This window comes from Streptomyces cucumeris (genome assembly GCF_024295805.1).
Classification (GTDB): Bacteria; Actinomycetota; Actinomycetes; order Streptomycetales; family Streptomycetaceae; genus Streptomyces; species Streptomyces cucumeris.
The window spans coordinates 177,095-194,226 of sequence record NZ_JANCLX010000006.1 but is presented as its reverse complement, the minus strand read 5'-3'; the positions used below and the strand labels follow the sequence as shown (position 1 = coordinate 194,226).

Genomic DNA, 17,132 nt, shown 5'->3' with positions numbered 1-17,132 from the left:
CCGGCTCAGCTCCGCGCCAGCATCACCCCTACGGTCAGCAGACCCAGCACCACCCAGCCGAACCAGAGCCAGCCATTGCTTTCCAGGGTCACGGTGTAGGCCGTCACCAGCACCAGGCCCCCCACCGTGCACACCGTCATCGCCTTCGCGGATCCGGGCATCCCCGACCTCCTCACGGCGGTTCTGACGACCCATCGTCAGGACCACGGCCCGTCCACGGGCCGGCCCATATCGTCTCGCGGCCGGGCCCCGGCCGCCAGCATCCCGCTAGCGGCCGCGGCCCTGGAGCGAGGCGAGATAGGCGTTGTACGCCGCGAGCTCCTGGTCGCCGTCCCGGTCCGCGGTGCGGTCCGCCCGCCGCGCCTGGCGCTGATCGGACTTGTACCACTGGTAGACCAGGGCGACCAGGACGATCACCGACGGGATCTCGCTGAACGCCCAGGCGATGCCGCCCGCCGCGTTCTGGTCCGAGAGCGCGTCGATGCCCAGCGAGGCGGGCGGGTGCTCATAGGTGCCGATCATGGGCTCGGTCGCCATCATCAGCGCGATCCCGAAGAACGCGTGGAACGGCATACCCGCGAACAGCTCCAGCATCCGCATCACATAGCCCGGCCGGTGCGGCCCCGGGTCCACGCCCATGATCGGCCAGAAGAACACCAGGCCCACCGCGAGGAAGTGGATCATCATCGCCACATGACCGGGCTTGCTCTCCATGAGGAAGTCGAAGAGCGGGGTGAAGTAGAGCGCGTACAGGCTCGCGATGAACAGCGGGATCGTGAACGCCGGATGCGTGATGATCCGCATATAGCGGCTGTGCAACAGCGCCACCAGCAGCTCCCGCGGCCCCTTGCGGCCACGCCCGGCTGCGGGCAGGGCACGCAGCGCCAGTGTCACCGGCGCGCCCAGCAGCAGCAGGATCGGGGAGACCATGCTGATGATCATGTGCTGGACCATATGGACGCTGAACATGACCATGCCGTAGTCGTTCAGCCCGGTGCACATCGCGATCGCGATGGTCAGCACCCCGAGGGCGAACGAGACCAGCCGTCCGACCGGCCAGGCGTCACCGCGCCGCCACAGCCGCGCCGCGCCCCAGCCGTAGAGACCGAGCGCCACCACACAGCCGACCAGGAAGACCGGATCGCCGCCGAACTCCAGCCCACGCGACAAGGTGAACGGCGGCAGATCCATGTTCATGCCGTGCCCGCCGTGATCCATTGACTCTCCCCGGCCTTCCCTGTTCTCCCGCTGTGCACCGATGTGCCCGCACCAGCGTAGAACCGGTCAGTTCAGAGCACGCACTCGGCCTCGGCGTAGCGCTCGTCCGGGACCGTCTTGAGCCGCTCCACGGCCTCCGCAAGCGGCACCAGCGTGATCTCCGTACCGCGCAGCGCCGTCATCCGGCCGAAGTCGCCGCGGTGCGCCGCCTCGACCGCGTGCCAGCCGAAGCGGGTGGCCAGCACCCGGTCGTACGCCGTCGGCGTCCCACCGCGCTGCACATGGCCCAGGATCACCGGACGCGCCTCCTTGCCGAGCCGGTGCTCCAGCTCGACGGAGAGCTGACGGGCGATCCCGGCGAACCGCTCATGCCCGTAGACGTCCTTGCCGCCCGACTCGTATGTCATCGTGCCCTCGACCGGCTTGGCGCCCTCCGCGGCGACCACGATGGCGAACTTCTTGCCCGCCTCGAAGCGCTGTCCGACGGTCCGCGTCAGCTCGTCGATGTGGAACGGGCGCTCCGGCACCACGATCGCGTGGGCGCCCGCGGCCATCCCCGAGTGCAGCGCGATCCAGCCGGTGTGGCGGCCCATGACCTCGACGATCAGCACCCGCTGATGCGATTCGGCGGTGGTCTTCAGCCGGTCCAGGGCCTCGGTGGCGACCCCGACCGCGGTGTCGAACCCGAAGGTCACATCGGTCGAGGCGATGTCGTTGTCGATGGTCTTCGGCACCCCGACGATGGGCAGCCCGGCGTCCGAGAGCAGCCGCGCCGCCTTGAGGGTGCCCTCCCCGCCGATCGGGATGACCGCGTCCAGGCCCAGATCGGCGACATGGCCCTTGGCCCGCTCCACACCGTCCCGCAGATGGGCGGGCTGCACCCGGGTGGAGCCCAGGATGGTGCCGCCGCGGGCCAGGATGCCGCCCACGGCGTCCAGGTCCAGCTTGCGGTAGTCGCCCTCCAGCAGACCCTTCCACCCGTCGTGGAAGCCGATCACCTCATCGCCGTGATCGGCGACGGCCCGGTGGACGACGGACCTGATGACGGCGTTCAGACCGGGGCAGTCGCCGCCGGACGTGAGCACACCAATGCGCATGGCACGGATTCCTCTGTTCGCGAGGGGTCGAGGACCGGACCGCGCTGTCCGGCGGAAGACCCCGCCACCCTACAAGCGCGAGGGTGGCGGGGTCGCGGCCGTCCGCCATGTGTCCAGCATTCGGGCGGGATCCGTACCGGGGCGGCTCACCTGGGCCGCAGGCCGCTCAGGCGGGCTGGCTGGCGGCCGCGATCCGCTCGTTGCGCAGCGCCTCGTACCACTGGTCGTCCACCGGCGGCAGCGCGTTCACATCGAGCGCCAGCTTCAGCAGCAGATCGGCGATGTGCGGGTTCCGCGCCATCACCGGACCGTGCATATAGGTGCCGAAGACGGTCTCGTTGTACGCACCCTCGAAGCCGTCGCCGGTGCCGTTGCCGTTGCCGAAGCGGACCCGGGCGAAGGGGCGCGCGGTCGGGCCGAGGTGGGTGACGCCCTGGTGGTTCTCGAAACCGGTCAGCGGCGGCAGCCCCAGCCGCTCGTCGATGTCGGCCAGCACGTCCCCGACGCAGCGCGCGCCCTCGCCACGGGTGCTGATCACGTCCAGCAGCCCCAGACCGGGCTGGCGCTGGCCGAGGTCGTTGATGAACTCGTGGCCGAGGATCTGGTAGCCCGCGCACACCGAGAAGACGATCGCCCCGTTCGCGACGGCGCGGTTCAGTCCGCCGTCCCGGATCAGCCGCTCGGCGGCGAGCCGCTGCGGACGGTCCTCACCGCCGCCGATCAGGTAGATGTCCCCGGAGGTGGGGATCTGCTGGTCGGAACGGACATCCAGCCGGGAGACGTCCAGCCCGCGCTGACGGGCCCGCCGCTCCACCACCAGCGCATTGCCCTGGTCACCGTACGTGCTCAGCAGGTCGGGGTAGACCCACACCAGGCGCAGGCCGTTCTGGCTCGTGCTACGCATGTCTTGTGCCTCTCGTACGGGGTCAGTTGCCGACGCGGCGGCGCAGGTCCTGGAACGCGGTGTAGTTGGCGATGGTCTCGATCCGGCCCGGGGGCGCGATCCGTACCGCCTCGTCCACATCGGCGCAGACCCGGAAGTCCAGCCCGGCGACCTCCAGCCGGACCGCCAGGTCCAGCTTGCGGTCACCGATCACGCAGATCGGGTGCCCGGCGAGCCGGGTGTAGTCCACGTCCCACAGCCAGGAGGTGTCGGTGCCGTCCGCGCCGCGCGCGTTCACCGAGAGGATCACCGGGGTGGGCGGTGGGTCGATCAGCGAGAAGGTCTCCAGCCAGCCGGCCGGGTTCTTCGCCAGCAGCAGCCGCATCTGGCGCTCCTGGAAGGTGACCACGTCATACCGTCCGGCGACCGCCTGGACCTGGTACATCCGCTCCAGCGCGACCTGCGGGGGCACCCCGAAGGTCGCCGCGACCGCCGCGGAGGTGGCCGCGTTGGCCTTGTTGGCGCGGCCGGGCAGCTGGAGGTGGATCGGCCATGCGGCACCGTGCGGGTCGAGGACGTAGTCGCCGTTCAGCGCCCAGCTGGGCACCGGGCGGCGGAAGCCGCACTCGGCACAGACCCAGTCGTCACCGGGGCGCTGGAGCACCCCGCCGCAGGACGGGCAGGACCAGGCGTCGTCCTTCCACTCCTGGCCCGCGGCGACCCACACCACATTGGGGCTGGAGGAGGCGGCCCAGACGATCAGCGGATCGTCGGCGTTGGCGATCACCACGGCCTTGGTGCCGGTCAGCCCCTCCCGCCACTTCTCCGCGAGCATACGGGTCTCGGCGGCGCGGTCGAGCTGGTCACGCGAGAGGTTGAGCAGCGCGATGGCCTTGGGCTCGGTGTCCCGGGCCACACCGGCGAGGTACTTCTCGTCGACCTCGATGACCCCGTAACGGGAGTCCGAGCCCCCCGCCAGGGCCGAGGTGATACCGGCCGGCATATTGGCGCCCAGCGCGTTGGAGACGACCGGTCCGGCCGCCCGCAGCGCCTCGGCGATCAGCCGGGTGGTCGTGGTCTTGCCGTTGGTCGCCGACACCAGGATCACGTCCAGGTGCTGTGCCAGCCTGCCCAGCAGATCGGGGTCGAGCCGCAGGGCCACCTTGCCGCCGATCACCGATCCGCTGCCGCGGCCCGCCGCCCGCGACACCGCGGCCGCGGCCTTGCCCGCTGTCACGGCCAGTTTGGCCCGCGGCGACAGCGGATCCGAGTTGCCTGCCATCGTCCTAGATCCTCCTCGCATACCGGCGCCGCTCCTGCCCCCCGAGCACCGGTGGTACGCCCCCTCCGAGCCGAATCTCCAGCCGGGAGGCCACGGTCGGGGATCAGCCTATCGAGATCCTGCCGCTGGCCCGAATTCCGTGACCCCTACAGGCTCCAACCGGGTGGCCCGTACCCTTGGCTCTCATGCGAAACGGCGTGATCCCCGGCAGCAGTGGAGCGGTACGGCCGATGAGGCTGCTCGGCGATCCGGTGCTCGGCGCGCCCTGCGCGGAGGTCACGGAGTTCGGCGTCGAGCTGATCCGGCTGGTCGAGGACATGTACGCCACCATGTACGCGGCGCACGGCGTCGGTCTCGCCGCCAACCAGATCGGGGTGGCCCGCCGGGTCTTCGTCTACGACTGCCCGGACGACGAGGACCGCCGCCACCTGGGCCATGTGGTCAATCCCCGGCTGGTGGAGGCCGACGGGGTGCTGGTGCGCGGCCCGGAGGGCTGTCTGTCGCTGCCGGGCATCGAGGCGGGCACCCCGCGCCACGACCGTGCGGTGGTGGAGGGGGTGACCGCGACCGGGGAGCCGGTGCGGGTCGAGGGCACCGGGTTTTTCGCGCGCTGTCTCCAGCACGAGTGCGACCACCTGGACGGGGCGCTCTTCACCGACCGGCTCACCGGACTGCGGCGGCGCCGGGCGCTGCGGGCGGCCCGGCGGGCGCCCTGGGCCCGCGACGAGGCGTGACGCGGCCCGGAGGTGTGCGCGCCGAGCGTCTGACGCGCTGAGGTGTGATGTGTCCCACGCCACCGGCAGGCCCCGGCCGCGCGCGGCCCGGCGGGCGGCCTCAGAAGGTGGGGCCGCCGACGCGGTCGTCCGCCACCGCCAGCCGTCCCCACATCAGCTCCGCGAGGTGGCTCACCAACTGCTCCCGTGAGCACGGGCGTTCCCGCAGCCACCAGTCACCGGCGGCGTGCATCATGCCGACGATCCCGTGGCCCCAGACCCGCGCCTGCTCCTCGCCGCCGGGGCCCAGCTCGACCCGCTCGACGATCACCTTCGCCAGCTCCTCGCCGAGGCGGCGCAGCAGCGGGGCGGAGTGGTGGCCGACGTCGAAGCCCTGTTCCTGCTGCTGGCCGTGGTCGGCGGGGTGCATCAGGAAGCGGTAGACCTGGGGCCGGGCCTCGATCGCCGAGAGATAGGTGTCGAGGGTGGCCTCCACCCGCCGGCGCCGGTCGGGCGCGGGGGCGTCCAGGGCGGCCCGCAGCGAGAACAACAGCGCGTCGGTGTGGCGCTTGGCGAGCGCGCGGTAGAGCCCGCCCTTGTCGCCGAAGTGGCGGTAGAGGATGGGCTTGGTGATGCCCGCCTCGGCGGCGATGGCGTTCATCGAGGCTTCGGGGCCGTCGCGGAGCACCACACGGTCCGCGGCCTCGAGCAGTTCCCTGCGCCGCCGCTCGGCCGCTTGCCGCTGATCATCCCGCTGGCTGGTCCCGGTCTCCATCGCGCTTCCTCCCCGCCCCCTGACGTCCGCACACGTCCAGGCCGTCTGTGCTCTGCGCAACGTAACACCAGTGTGGTGCGTCCGGCGCGGGCGGCCAGGGGAGTTGACACGGTCTACTCGTGAGTAACACACTCTTGTTACCGCAGGTAACAAGCAGGTGGAGGGGCCATGGCGGAGTTCTCGTTCGAACTCGACGACGAGCAGAAGGCAGTGCGGGACTGGATTCACGGGTTCGCCGCGGATGTGATGCGCCCGGCCGCCGCGGAGTGGGACGAGCGCGAGGAGACCCCCTGGCCGATTATTCAGGAGGCCGCCAAGATAGGGCTGTACTCGCTGGATTTCTACGCCCAGCAGTACTTCGACCCCACCGGTCTCGGCATCCCCATGGCCATGGAGGAGCTGTTCTGGGGTGACGCGGGTATCGCCCTGTCCATCGTCGGTACCGGTCTGGCCGCCGTCGGCGTCCTCGCCAACGGCACCGAGGAGCAGATCGGCACCTGGGTTCCGCAGATGTACGGCGACGCGAACGATGTGAAGGTCGCCGCCTTCTGCTCCTCCGAGCCCGACGCGGGCTCCGACGTGGCCTCCATGCGCACCCGCGCCGTCTACGACGAGGCCAAGGACGAGTGGGTGCTGAACGGCACCAAGACCTGGGCCACCAACGGCGGTATCGCCAATGTCCACGTGGTGGTCGCGGTGGTCGACCCCGGACTGGGCTCCAAGGGCCATGCCTCGTTCATCATCCCGCCCGGCACACCCGGTCTGTCCCAGGGCCAGAAGTTCAAGAAGCACGGCATCCGCGCCTCGCACACCGCCGAAGTGGTCCTGGACGGCGTCCGGGTGCCCGGCCACTGCCTGCTCGGCGGCAAGGAGAAGCTGGACGAGCGCCTCGCGCGCGCCCGGGAGCGGGCCAAGGAGGGCGGCGAGCGGCTGAAGAACGCCGCGATGGCCACCTTCGAGGCGTCCCGCCCGGCCGTCGGCGCCATGGCGGTCGGCACCGCCCGCGCCGCGTACGAGGTCGCACTCGACTACGCCAGGACCCGGCAGCAGTTCGGCCGCCCCATCATCGACAACCAGGGCATCGCCTTCCAGCTCTCCGATATGCGCACCCGGATCGACGCCGCGCGGCTGCTGGTCTGGCGCGCCTCGTGGATGGCGGTGAGCGGCAAGCCCTTCGATTCGGCCGAGGGCTCCATGTCCAAGCTGTTCGCCAGCGAGACCGCCAAGGAGGTCACCGCTCAGGCGGTACAGATCCTCGGCGGCAACGGCTTCACCCGTGAGTACCCGGTCGAGCGGATGCACCGCGACGCGGCGATCTACACCATCTTCGAAGGCACCAGTGAGATCCAGCGTCTGGTGATCGCCCGCACCCTGTCGGGCATGCCGATCCGCTAGCGGTGGCCGTGAAGGGCCCTCCCGGCCTCGGGGGAGGGCCCTGGGCCCCTGGGGCCTACGGCTTACTCCCAGCCGCCGGAGAAGTCTCCGTTGAGTTGGGCGGAGCAGATGTTGTAACCGCCGCGTGCATGCCCGGACTTGGTCTCCCCGTCGATGGTGACGGAGCATTTGACGTCGCCACCACCCATGAGCTGCGCGCTGATGTGGTAGTAGAGGGAGTCGTCCTTGATCCGGAGCGTTTTGGTCAGCGGCAGCCCGTGCCCGTCGAGGTTCTCGCTGTCGCTGCCGTAGGTGATGTCGACGCCGGAGGGGGCCGACCCCCACACCTTGAAGACGGCGGTTCCCGCCGGTGCCTCGTCGGCGGGCTTCGGCTTGGGCTTGGGCTTCGCTTTCGGCTTGGCCGTCACCGTCCTGGTGACCGTGACGGTCGGCGTCGGCTCGGCCTTGGCCCGGTTGGACGGCGGTTCGGCGGTGACGGTGACGGTGACCTTCGGTGTGGGCTTCTTGCTCTCGGTGCCGCCCTCTTCGCCGTTCGCGCTGCCGACGCCGACACCGGCGAGGAACAGGGCGCCGGCGACCGGGAGGAGAATGCGCTTGCGCGCCCACTTGGGGCGGGGCGGCGCCGGAGCGGACGCAGGCGGCTGCGGTGTGTGGTGACCATCCCAGGACATGGGCCCCCCTTGGCTGATACGTGAGGAGATGACCGTATCGGCGATGGTTGAAATGTGAAGGGGATGTGCGTGAATAGTGGTTCAGTTGTGATGAAGTCGTGGTGGTGGGACCCTCGATGGACCGGTGGCCCGTCCCGAGCCCTGGGCCGTGTCTTGTGGTTCAGCTCGGATCAGCCCGCGGCGTCTGGTGCAGGGGGCACCTCCCAGCGGTAGCTGGGGGCGGATCGCAAGGCGGAGGAGCTTCCTTGTAGTGGGCCTACTCGGATGTTCCGACAACGCAGCGAGGTGCCGTGCCAGGCGTCGTGGGCCCGAGGTGATCCACAAGACACGGCCCAGGGGCGGGTCACCCCACATCGGCGCCGAAGCGCCGTTTGCGGGTCGTGAACGCCTCCAGCAGCGCGCGCAGTTCCTCACCGGTGAAGTCGGGCCACAAGGTGTCCACGAAGAACAGCTCGGCGTAAGCGGCCCGCCAGAGCATGAAGTTGGAGATGCGCTGTTCGCCCGAGGTGCGCACCAGCATGTCCAGATCCGGCAGATCGGCATGGGGCAGATGCCGGGTGAACAGGGCCTCGTCGATCGTCCCGGGATCCAGCGCACCGTCCGCCGAGGCACGCGCCAGTGAGCTCGCGGTACGGGCGATCTCCTCCCGGCCGCCGTGGTTGAAGCAGAACGCCAGCGTCATGACGCGGTTGTCGCGGGTCTCGGCCTCCGCGCGGCGCAGGGCGGTGAGGGTGGCGGCGGGCAGCCGGGCCTCCGAGCCGAGCCAGCGCAGCCGTACGCCGCGCTCGCCGTAGCCCCGGAAGACATCGGCGAGTTGGGCGGTCAGCCGCATCAGGGCGGCCACCTCACCGCGCGGCCGGTTCCAGTTCTCGGTCGAGAAGAAGAACAGCGACAGATGCTCGACGCCCTCCTCCAGCGCGGTGTCCACCACACGGGGGAGGGCCCGGATCCCGGCCTCGTGGCCCCGGGTGCGGGGCAGCCCGCGGGAGGCCGCCCACCGCCCGTTGCCGTCCATGATGATCCCCACGTGCCGGGGCCGGTCCCGTCCGGTCTCCTCCTCGCGCGGACCGCGGCGCTGCCGCACGACGGCGGGCATCTCACCGGGCGGGTGCTCCGCCCCGCGCAGCAAGCGCCTGACGGAGGGCACCCTCCAGGCTCCGACCTCGAACACCCCGCGTCCCTCCGCCCTCGCCCTCGGCTTTCCGGCGCTGTGTCTGACGAGGGCGCGGGGGCGGGGGTTACCTGCCCGCCGGCCGAACCATTCGTTATGGCTACCGCCAGTCGGGGCAGTGGGGGGCGAGCCGGCGTCAGGGCTTGCGCGCCACCCCGCCGTGGACATCGGTGGTCTCGATGGCGGTCTCGGTGGGACCGGGCCGCCACAGCGGACAGGACACGATACCGGGTTCGATCACCTCAAGACCCTCGTAGAGCCGGGTGATCTGCTCATAGCTGCGCAGGACGTAGGGCACCGCGCCGGTGTCGTCATAGCCCTGCTGGGCCTTCTTCAGCGCCTGGTCGGTGTCGGTGCTGTCGTAGTGCACGAAATAGCTGCCGGAGGGCAGGGCGTCCTGGAGCCGCCGGGTGATCGACACGGCCTCCTCGAAGTCCTGGACGTGGCCGAGGATGCCCATGAGCATCAGCGCGATCGGCCGCTCGAAGTCCAGGGTCTTGGCCGCGGCCTCCAGGATCCGGTCCGGGTCGTGGAGATCGGCGTCGATGTAGTCGGTCACCCCTTCGGGGGTGCTGGTCAGCAGGGCCTGGGCGTGGCGCAGCACCATGGGGTCGTTGTCCACGTAGACGATGCGGGCCTCGGGTGCCACCCGCTGTGCGACCTGGTGGGTGTTGTCGTAGGTCGGCAGTCCGGTGCCGATGTCCAGGAACTGGCGGATCCCGCACTCGCCCGCCACATGGGTGACGGTACGGATCAGATAGGCGCGCGAGGCGCGGGCCATGACCTCGATATTGGGGGCGATCTCGCGGTACTGGTCCCCGGCCACCCGGTCGACCTCGTAGTTGTCCTTGCCGCCCATCCAGTAGTTCCAGATCCGGGCCGAATGCGGCACGGAGGTGTCGATCTTCGTTAAGGCCCGCGGGTCGGGGGTGGACGCTGCGTCTGCCATGGGGAGGGTCTCCTGCCGTACGACTGCCTGTGCCGGGCGCCAACGCGGGGGTGCCGTCCGGTGGTTCAGTGAGGTTGTGCGAAGAGCGGGACGGGGGAGCGGATCCTCGGCAGCCGCCGGGCCAGCGAGCTCACCGGCAGTGCGACGGAGAGATCGGACGGGCCGCTGCCGGGGCCGGTCAGCGGAGTCTCGTCGACCGTGACCACCGGGACATGCTGGGCGAGGGTGCGCAGTGCGCTCTCGAAGGCCGCCACCGCGGCGGCGATCTCCGGGAGGTCGGCCGCCGGGCCGCCGCGGGCGGCCAGCCGGTCCTCCAGGACCGTGACCGGTGCCCGGACGTGGACGAGGGCGCCGCGCCGTTCGGCCAGCGCGTCGGCGAAGTCGAACGCCTGGATCCAGGTCACCCGGGAATGGCCGCGCCGCAGCGGTCCGTAGACCAGCTCACCGACCAGATGGGCGTCCACCGCGAGTGCGCCGCCCTGTTGGAGGACGTCGCGGTAGGGCCGGACCGGGTCGAGGTGCGGCAGCTCCCGGGGAGCGCGGCTGACGGCGTATCCGTGGTGCTCGGTGAGCGAGCCCAGCAGCCGGTCCCTGATGACCCCGTCGCAGCCCTCGACGACGAGCGTGCGGCGCTTCGCGGCCAGCTGGTGAAGGTTCATCCTGTCGTCCCGTCGTCCCATGCGTCCCGCACTCGGTTCAGGGGGACGACACCGCCGCCCGCCACGGCCCCTCCAGTGTGCGTGGCGTAACGCCAGGGGCGGGAGTGAGCTGCGGGGTTGTTCGGTTGTGCGGGCGTAGTGGTTTCCGGCTGCGGCGGCAACGGGCGGGCGCCGCGGCGGTCAGGAGCGGTCAGGCGATCAGGAAGTCGGCCTCGCCCGCCTTGGCGGCCTCCAGGAAGGAGGCGACCTCGGAGCGGGTGTATATCAGCGCGGGGCCGGAGGGATCGGCGGACTGGCGCAGGGCGACCCGGCCGTCGGGGAGCCGCTTGGCCTCGATGCAGGTGCCGCCGTTGGTGCCGCTCCAGGGCTTCTGCCAGCCCTCCGTGCCCAGGTCGTCGGCCGGCATACCGGTGTAGACGGGGTCATGCATCTCAGAACTCCTTACGCAGTTCGGCCAGGACGGTGCCGGTGTCGGCGATGGGTTCCGCCTGGACCGCCATCCGGTCCAGGACCTCCAGATAGGCGACCACCTCGGCCGGCTGGTCCACGTAGACCGCGCCGGTGAGGCTCTCGGTGTAGACCACGTCCGGGAGTTCGGAGAAGCCGAACCGGAAGTAGTGGAACGGGCCGAAGGCCCCCGGATGCGGACCCGCCGCGAACCGCATCACCTGGAGCCGGATCCTGGGCCGGTCCAGAGCGGCGATCAGATGGTCGATCTGTTCGCGCATCACCTGGTGACCGCCGACCGGGCGCCGCAGCACCGTCTCGTCGAGGACGGCCCAGATGGTCGGCGCGTCCGGTTTGGTGAGCAGCTCCTGCCGCTGGACGCGCAGGGCGATACGCCGGTCCAGCTCCTCCTCGGTGTCATTGGGGAAGCCGGTGCGCAGTACCGCTCGGGCGTAGTCCTCGGTCTGCAGCAGCCCGGGGACGTAGTGCGGCTCATACGCCCGGATGACGGTCGCCTCGCTCTCGAGACTGACATACGCACTGAACCAGTCGGGCAGGACATCCCGGAACTGATGCCACCAGCCGGGCTGGTTGGCCTCCCGGGCGAGGGCGAGGAAGTCCTCGATCTCCGGACCCCGGACACCGTAGTTGCGCAGCAGTTCCTTGACGTACGGGATCTTGAGGCCGACCTCCGCCTTCTCCATCCGGCGGACGGTCAGCGGGGTGACCTCGATGGCCTTGGCGGCATCCTCGAACGACACCTTGGCGCGTTCGCGCAGTTGACGCAGACGCTTGCCCAGCACCCTGCGCAATACGGTGGGGGCGGCCCCGGCCGAGCGTGCCTCGCTCACGTCCCGCCTCCCCAAATGGCCGTCATATGCCCGCACAGTGTGCCACGCATCTGCGCGACATATACAGCACGCGCGGATCGATTTGAAATTATCAGAACGACGGTTGCGGGGTGAGTGTGTCACCACCCATAGTGAGCACGTGACCCATCTCACCCTCCATGGCGAGGGCTCCCATTCACCCCTGCCCACAGCGCCGTTGGGGTGTCCGGCCGGCCGGTCGGCGCCCCGCGGCGGGGATCCCGCAGATCGCCGTGGCCCGAACTCGGGACGGTCACGGTGACGCACGACGCACAGTCCACGGGCCCACGCCGGAGCGCCGCCAACGGCGCCCTGGCCGCCGCCCTCAAGGAATCCGGGTGCTCCTACGCCTCGTTGGCCCACCGGGTCAATGAACTGGGCCGCCGTCAGGGACACGAGTCGAACTACGACAAGGCGTCCGTGACCCGCTGGCTCCAGGGCGGACAGCCGCGCGGCAGCACTCCGGAGCTGATCGCCGCCGTGCTCTCCCACCGGCTCGGCAGGCCCGTGGGCCCCGCCGAGCTCGGCTTCATCGCCGACCGACAGCGCCCGGTGGTCGCCAGGGCGCTGGCCTACCGGGAGGACGTAAGCGAAACCTTGCACACGCTCGCCGAACTCGGCTCCACCGATATCTCCCGCCGCAGCCTGCTCGGTGCGGTGCCCTTCGTCGCCGGCGCGCTGGTGACCCCACAGCGCGAATGGCTGCTGTGGCTGGTCGAGAACCAGGACTCCGCCCGTCTGGCCGCCGCGGCCGACGGCGGACGCGTCGAGCAGGTCCACGCGGCCATCAGCATGTTCGACGAGATGGACAACCGGTTCGGCGGCGGCCAGGTCCGCGCCAGCATCGTGCTCTATCTGTCGACCGAGGTCGTCCCCATGCTCCAGCAGCGCGGCGCGCCCCCGCACGAACGGCGCCAGCTGTTCACGGCGGCCGCCAAACTGGCCGCCACGGCCGGCTGGAGCAGCTATGACAACGCCGAATACGGCCTGGCCCAGCGCTATATGACCCAGGCCCTGCGGCTGTGCGCCGAAGGCGGCGACCGGGTGCTCGGCGGTCAGATCCTCGCCGGGCTCTCCCATCTGTCCACCAGCCTGGGCCAGCCCGAGGCGGGGGTCGAGCTGGCCCGGGTGGGGGTGGCCACCGCCAAGCACGCGGGCAGTCCGCTGGGACTGATGCGGCTGCACGCCATGGCGGCCCGTGGCCATGCCGCCCTCGACCGGCCCCGGGAGGCGTCCAAGTCGCTGCGCGCGGCCGACGCCCAGCTCGAGGCGAGCCGCGGCGCCGAACAGGAATCGCCGTGGGTGCGCTTCCTCGACCACCACTATCTGGCGGCCGAGGCGGCGCTGTGCTTCCGCGACCTGGGAAACTCCGCGGAGGCCGAGCACGCGGCGGCCGAGTCGGTGCGGGCCAATGCCGACCGGCGGCGCCGCCAGGCCATCAGCCGGTCCGTCCTGGCCACCGCCTACCTCCAGCAGAACCGGCTGGATGAGGCGATAGGCACGGCGAGTGAGGCGCTGGACACCCTCGGCGGGGTGCACAGCGAGCGCTCCATCCAGGCGCTGCGTGACTTCCGGGCGCGGCTTCGGCCGCGCCAGAAGGAGCCTCTGGTCAGGGAGTTCGAGCGGCGGTCACGGACCGTGCTCGGGACGGCAGCCTGACCGGTGGCGTTCGGCAACGCCCCTTCGGGGGAGCGCCGGGTGGTTGTTAGTAGCCCCCCGGCGTAGGGGCGTTCTGAGCGCGGTCGACGGGCAGGTGTGCGCCGGAGATACCGCTCGAGGCATCCGAGAGCAGGAACGCGATGACTCGGGCGACCTCTTGCGGCGCCACCAGCTCGCCGTGCGGGAACTCCGCCGCGAACCGGGCGAACGCCTCGGGTTCCTCGGCGCGCATCCGGTCCCAGCGCTTCCCGGGGATGAGCATCGACCCCGGTGAGACGGCGTTGACCCGGATCCCGTCCGGCCCCAGTTCGCGGGCGAGTGAGCCCGCCAGATGGATCTGGGCCGCTTTCGCGGCCCCGTACTGGGCCTGCGGCCCCGGCTTCCATCCGGAGATGGAGGCGATCACCACCACCGAGCCGCCGCCCGCCCGCCGCAGATGCGGCACCGCGGCCTTCACCAGCCGCGCGGTGTGACCGACGTTCATCTCCCAGGTGAGGGACCAGTCCCGGGCGTCGGCCTCCTCCAGCCCGCGGCCACGGGCCCCACCCGCGCAGGCCACCACTCCGTCCAGTCCGCTGAAACGTTCCGCCGCGGCAAGGACGAACTCCTCCAGCCGGTCCGGCTCGGTGAGGTCCAGGGCCCGGGTGAACAGCGGGCCATATCCCTCGGCGGCCAGTGAAGCCGAGAGTCCGCGCAGGTCAGCCGCTGTCCGTGCACAGGTGGCCACCCGAGCGCCGTCCACGGCCAGCAGCCGCACGATCTGCTCGCCGAGCCCGCGGGTACCGCCGGTGACCAGAATCCGCTTGCCCTCCACACCGGACCGGTCCCTCGGGCGGAACCGCCCGTTCCGGCCCCCGTTCATCCGTGCCACGCCGGGACCGTACAGCCCGAACCACTACGCCCGTACAACCGGACAACCCCCATGCCCTCTCGCCCGCCGGTCGGTCCAACCGTTTGTCTACATGAACGGCGGCCGTTGACGCTGTGCGCTGCCTTCGAAGGAGGAATCATGCCGGTATCCGGCACTCACCGCGACCGGGCCCTCTCCGTCCATGGCAGCCGGTCCAGGCGGCTCGGGCTGGGCGCGCCCCCCACCCTTCACCAGCACGGATACGGCGTGGTCGGTCGCCAGAATGCGCTTACCCGCTCCCCTGGACGTCAACCACGCCCCGTGCCCGTATGCCAGCAGAGCCGACAGACCGAAGAGGACCGTGAGGACCGACACCGTGAGCCGATCCTTCCCAGGGCCGCAGCGGCGGCCGGCGGCGGCCGATGAGGGAGGTGAACCGACCGTGTTCCCGTCCACGACCACCGCGCTCGCGCCGTCCGCGAACCGCCCCCGCGCCGAACCGGGCACCGCGTCCGGCCAGCGCACCCTCCCCGGCCGGCGAGGGGGGAGCCCGATGATGTCCGTGGACACCTGCCGGCTCTTCCGTGCCGAGTTCCCCGCGCTGGCCGACCGCGCCTCGGCGGTACGCCGTATGGTCACCGGTCATCTGCACGAATGGCGGCTCGACGCGCTGCTGGACTGCGCCGTCCTCGCGACCAACGAACTGTTCGCCAACGCCGTGGAGCACGGCAGCGCCGGTCCCGCCGACACCGTCACCATCACCGTCACCCTGGAGAACCGCGGTCATGAGCTGAGGGTCGAGGTGGCCGACGGCTCGCCCGTCGTCCCCCGGTTCCGCGAGGCGGCGCCGACCGCCGAGTCCGGCCGGGGGCTGGCCATCGTGGACGGTCTGGCCAGCGACTGGGGCACCGAGCCCCCCGATCCCGGGAGCGTGGGCAAGAAGGTGTGGTTCACCCTGCCGCTCGAGCACCTGGGGAGCCTGTCATGAGGGCGGGGGAGCGCCGGACGCGGCTGACCGCCGAGGGCGACGCGGCCGACTGGCTGCTGTCCGCCAGTGAGGACCCCGGCCGGGTACGGCTGGAGTGGGCGAGCGGCAGCGGTCTCGCCGACCTTCCGGTGGGCCCGCTCTTCGACCTGATCAGAATGGCCGATGACATCGGCACCTCGGTGATCCAGGCCCTCCAGCGGCGGGACGCGGCCACCGGTCCGGTGATGCTGGCCACCGCCAGCCATGTGCTCTCGTTCCTCGTACCGCCCGGCTCCGCGGCCGAGTGGAAGGCGTGGCTGACCGGGACGCCGTACGCCCGTCGCCGTTCGGTGGCCGCGGCCGGACCGGGCCGGACCCTGCGCTGCCCCCGGCCCGGCTGTGTACGGCAGGGCCATGTGTGGCTGATCCGCCCCGGTGGCGGACTGACCGACAGTCACACCCTGCGCGCCGCGCTGGAGGAGGCCGCCGACCGGCCCGCCGACCGCCTCGCGGGCGCCCTGTTCCGCTGAGCGTTGGCGGAGAGCGCCGGGGGAGCGGGCTCAGAACGGGCGCAGCCCCTCCGGGATCTGCACCACGAGCGTGGCCCGCTTCTCCTCGGCGGTGGCGCCCTCCCGCCGGGCCCACGGCTCCGCGGAGCGCATCCACGCGGGCAGCCCCGCGGGCAGATCGGCCTCCGGGATGGCCGCGAGATCGCCCGGGGCGAAGCCCGAGCCGCCGTACGGGGCCAGGGGGCGTGCGTGGTCGGGGCGGACGATCGCGCCGTGCAGCGCCTCCAGGGCGGTGTTCCAGTCGGCGAGCAGCTTGGCCATCGCCGTGGCCAGCGGGGTGCTCCCGGAGGACGATGCGCTCTCGGGGTAGGTGGGGTGCAGTACGTGCTGGTAGGCGCCCTTGTAGCGGCGGCCCGTCGGGGTCGCGTGCCAGGTGCGGAACGCGGTGTCGGCCAGTCCGCCGAAGGCGATGACCGCCTCCACCGGGTTGTGCTCCATCAGTGCGTCCAGCCAGGCGTGGCGGTAGTCGGCGATGGCCGGGTCATGGGCATGGGCGGTGCCACCGCCCTGTCCGTACACGCTGTACAGGAACGTGTTGACCATGACATAGCCGGTGTCGATGCCCAGTTTGGCCAGGAACCCCTGGACGCGGCGGCCCGCGGTGCCCACCAGGATCCGCCGGGTGACCGCTTCGTGGGCCGCCGGGTCCTGTCCGATGACCAGGACCCGGGCGCTGCCGTCGAGCCGTCCCCGGTGGAAGACCGGGCCCCACTCCACGCGGAAGTCCGCCGGTGGGTAGACCTCGGGGCCGGGGTGGGAGCGGACCAGGGTGGCGTAGGGCTCGTGGGCGTACCCGGTGTCGAAGTCGTGCACCGCGGACTCCTCCTCCGTGGGGGCTTCCGGTCTCTCCACCGGATGGGCCGGAGAACAGGGCATAGCTGGATAAGTCACATCATCATCGCTTAGTGGGGCGGCGGTCGCCCGTGGACGGCCGCCGGTCCGGCAGCGAGGTGAAGGG

The 17,132-nt window shown here is 71.2% G+C and carries 19 protein-coding genes; 5 read left to right on the top strand and 14 right to left on the bottom strand.

From position 1 onward, the window contains the following. Positions 1–5: 5 nt before the first annotated feature. From NMK44_RS11585 to NMK44_RS11565, 5 genes are all read right to left on the bottom strand, one after another. Positions 6–161, bottom strand: coding sequence for a hypothetical protein (locus NMK44_RS11585; RefSeq protein ID WP_254741288.1), 156 nt, complete (start codon positions 159–161; stop codon positions 6–8). 106 nt (positions 162–267) lie between these two features. After that, positions 268–1,218: a cytochrome c oxidase assembly protein gene (locus tag NMK44_RS11580; RefSeq protein WP_254741285.1), complete on the bottom strand. Its 951-nt coding sequence runs from the start codon at positions 1,216–1,218 to the stop codon at positions 268–270. A gap of 71 nt (positions 1,219–1,289) precedes the next feature. Next, positions 1,290–2,315: a 6-phosphofructokinase gene (locus NMK44_RS11575; RefSeq protein ID WP_254741282.1), complete on the bottom strand. Its 1,026-nt coding sequence runs from the start codon at positions 2,313–2,315 to the stop codon at positions 1,290–1,292. A 166-nt stretch (positions 2,316–2,481) separates the two neighbouring features. After that, a complete protein-coding gene (locus NMK44_RS11570) occupies positions 2,482–3,219 on the bottom strand; it encodes a type 1 glutamine amidotransferase (RefSeq protein WP_254741279.1) in 738 nt (245 codons plus the stop codon). Between the two features lie 22 nt (positions 3,220–3,241). Continuing rightward, entirely contained in the window at positions 3,242–4,480 is a 1,239-nt protein-coding gene (locus NMK44_RS11565) for a Mur ligase family protein (RefSeq protein ID WP_254741276.1), read from the bottom strand. A 185-nt stretch (positions 4,481–4,665) separates the two neighbouring features. On the opposite strand from NMK44_RS11565, the gene def reads away from it, so the two are divergent. Beyond that, the gene (gene def, locus NMK44_RS11560) at positions 4,666–5,214 is read left to right on the top strand and encodes a peptide deformylase (RefSeq protein ID WP_254741273.1); all 549 of its coding nucleotides are present in this window, start codon (positions 4,666–4,668) and stop codon (positions 5,212–5,214) included. 100 nt (positions 5,215–5,314) lie between these two features. On the opposite strand, the gene NMK44_RS11555 is transcribed toward def, so the two are convergent. Then, positions 5,315–5,968: a TetR/AcrR family transcriptional regulator gene (locus tag NMK44_RS11555; RefSeq protein ID WP_254741270.1), complete on the bottom strand. Its 654-nt coding sequence runs from the start codon at positions 5,966–5,968 to the stop codon at positions 5,315–5,317. A gap of 168 nt (positions 5,969–6,136) precedes the next feature. Here NMK44_RS11555 and NMK44_RS11550 point away from each other — a divergent pair, with 168 nt between their 5' ends. Continuing rightward, positions 6,137–7,363, top strand: coding sequence for an acyl-CoA dehydrogenase family protein (locus tag NMK44_RS11550; RefSeq protein ID WP_254741267.1), 1,227 nt, complete (start codon positions 6,137–6,139; stop codon positions 7,361–7,363). Positions 7,364–7,425: 62 nt separating this feature from the next. Here the strand turns inward: NMK44_RS11550 and NMK44_RS11545 are convergent, their stop codons facing one another. The 6 genes from NMK44_RS11545 to NMK44_RS11520 form a co-directional block, all read right to left on the bottom strand. Beyond that, positions 7,426–8,034, bottom strand: coding sequence for a hypothetical protein (locus NMK44_RS11545; RefSeq protein WP_254741264.1), 609 nt, complete (start codon positions 8,032–8,034; stop codon positions 7,426–7,428). Positions 8,035–8,377: 343 nt separating this feature from the next. Further along, positions 8,378–9,181, bottom strand: a complete 804-nt coding sequence (gene uppS, locus NMK44_RS11540; protein ID WP_254741261.1) for a polyprenyl diphosphate synthase — start codon at positions 9,179–9,181, stop codon at positions 8,378–8,380. A gap of 160 nt (positions 9,182–9,341) precedes the next feature. Further along, positions 9,342–10,154, bottom strand: coding sequence for an SAM-dependent methyltransferase (locus tag NMK44_RS11535; RefSeq protein WP_254741258.1), 813 nt, complete (start codon positions 10,152–10,154; stop codon positions 9,342–9,344). 65 nt (positions 10,155–10,219) lie between these two features. Further along, the gene (locus NMK44_RS11530; protein WP_254741255.1) at positions 10,220–10,813 is read right to left on the bottom strand and encodes a hypothetical protein; all 594 of its coding nucleotides are present in this window, start codon (positions 10,811–10,813) and stop codon (positions 10,220–10,222) included. 190 nt (positions 10,814–11,003) lie between these two features. Further along, entirely contained in the window at positions 11,004–11,243 is a 240-nt protein-coding gene (locus tag NMK44_RS11525; RefSeq protein WP_254741252.1) for a DUF397 domain-containing protein, read from the bottom strand. Between the two features lies 1 nt (position 11,244). Then, positions 11,245–12,111, bottom strand: coding sequence for a Sco1979 family transcriptional regulator (locus NMK44_RS11520; protein WP_254741249.1), 867 nt, complete (start codon positions 12,109–12,111; stop codon positions 11,245–11,247). Between the two features lie 276 nt (positions 12,112–12,387). On the opposite strand from NMK44_RS11520, the gene NMK44_RS11515 reads away from it, so the two are divergent. After that, positions 12,388–13,788, top strand: a complete 1,401-nt coding sequence (locus NMK44_RS11515) for an NsdA family TPR-like regulatory protein (RefSeq protein WP_254741246.1) — start codon at positions 12,388–12,390, stop codon at positions 13,786–13,788. A gap of 46 nt (positions 13,789–13,834) precedes the next feature. Here NMK44_RS11515 and NMK44_RS11510 read toward each other — a convergent pair whose 3' ends face one another. Further along, complete coding sequence (locus NMK44_RS11510) at positions 13,835–14,650, bottom strand: SDR family NAD(P)-dependent oxidoreductase (protein WP_254741742.1); 816 nt, start codon at positions 14,648–14,650, stop codon at positions 13,835–13,837. A 430-nt stretch (positions 14,651–15,080) separates the two neighbouring features. Between NMK44_RS11510 and NMK44_RS11505 the strand changes: the two genes are divergently transcribed. Together NMK44_RS11505 and NMK44_RS11500 are read left to right on the top strand one after the other, a co-directional pair. Continuing rightward, the gene (locus tag NMK44_RS11505) at positions 15,081–15,626 is read left to right on the top strand and encodes an ATP-binding protein (RefSeq protein ID WP_254741243.1); all 546 of its coding nucleotides are present in this window, start codon (positions 15,081–15,083) and stop codon (positions 15,624–15,626) included. After that, complete coding sequence (locus NMK44_RS11500; protein ID WP_254741240.1) at positions 15,623–16,135, top strand: hypothetical protein; 513 nt, start codon at positions 15,623–15,625, stop codon at positions 16,133–16,135. The genes NMK44_RS11505 and NMK44_RS11500 overlap by 4 nt, the downstream gene beginning before the upstream one ends. Positions 16,136–16,165: 30 nt before the next feature. On the opposite strand, the gene NMK44_RS11495 is transcribed toward NMK44_RS11500, so the two are convergent. Continuing rightward, complete coding sequence (locus NMK44_RS11495) at positions 16,166–16,987, bottom strand: uracil-DNA glycosylase family protein (protein ID WP_308358457.1); 822 nt, start codon at positions 16,985–16,987, stop codon at positions 16,166–16,168. Between the last annotated feature and the right edge of the window lie 145 nt (positions 16,988–17,132).

Coding starts and splice junctions, on each gene's coding strand:
- NMK44_RS11585 (WP_254741288.1), bottom strand. CDS start 161: ATGCCCGGATCCGCGAAGGCGATGACGGTGTGCACGGTGGGGGGCCTG.
- NMK44_RS11580 (WP_254741285.1), bottom strand. CDS start 1,218: ATGGATCACGGCGGGCACGGCATGAACATGGATCTGCCGCCGTTCACC.
- NMK44_RS11575 (WP_254741282.1), bottom strand. CDS start 2,315: ATGCGCATTGGTGTGCTCACGTCCGGCGGCGACTGCCCCGGTCTGAAC.
- NMK44_RS11570 (WP_254741279.1), bottom strand. CDS start 3,219: ATGCGTAGCACGAGCCAGAACGGCCTGCGCCTGGTGTGGGTCTACCCC.
- NMK44_RS11565 (WP_254741276.1), bottom strand. CDS start 4,480: ATGGCAGGCAACTCGGATCCGCTGTCGCCGCGGGCCAAACTGGCCGTG.
- def (WP_254741273.1), top strand. CDS start 4,666: ATGCGAAACGGCGTGATCCCCGGCAGCAGTGGAGCGGTACGGCCGATG.
- NMK44_RS11555 (WP_254741270.1), bottom strand. CDS start 5,968: ATGGAGACCGGGACCAGCCAGCGGGATGATCAGCGGCAAGCGGCCGAG.
- NMK44_RS11550 (WP_254741267.1), top strand. CDS start 6,137: ATGGCGGAGTTCTCGTTCGAACTCGACGACGAGCAGAAGGCAGTGCGG.
- NMK44_RS11545 (WP_254741264.1), bottom strand. CDS start 8,034: ATGTCCTGGGATGGTCACCACACACCGCAGCCGCCTGCGTCCGCTCCG.
- NMK44_RS11535 (WP_254741258.1), bottom strand. CDS start 10,154: ATGGCAGACGCAGCGTCCACCCCCGACCCGCGGGCCTTAACGAAGATC.
- NMK44_RS11530 (WP_254741255.1), bottom strand. CDS start 10,813: ATGAACCTTCACCAGCTGGCCGCGAAGCGCCGCACGCTCGTCGTCGAG.
- NMK44_RS11525 (WP_254741252.1), bottom strand. CDS start 11,243: ATGCATGACCCCGTCTACACCGGTATGCCGGCCGACGACCTGGGCACG.
- NMK44_RS11510 (WP_254741742.1), bottom strand. CDS start 14,650: ATGAACGGGGGCCGGAACGGGCGGTTCCGCCCGAGGGACCGGTCCGGT.
- NMK44_RS11500 (WP_254741240.1), top strand. CDS start 15,623: ATGAGGGCGGGGGAGCGCCGGACGCGGCTGACCGCCGAGGGCGACGCG.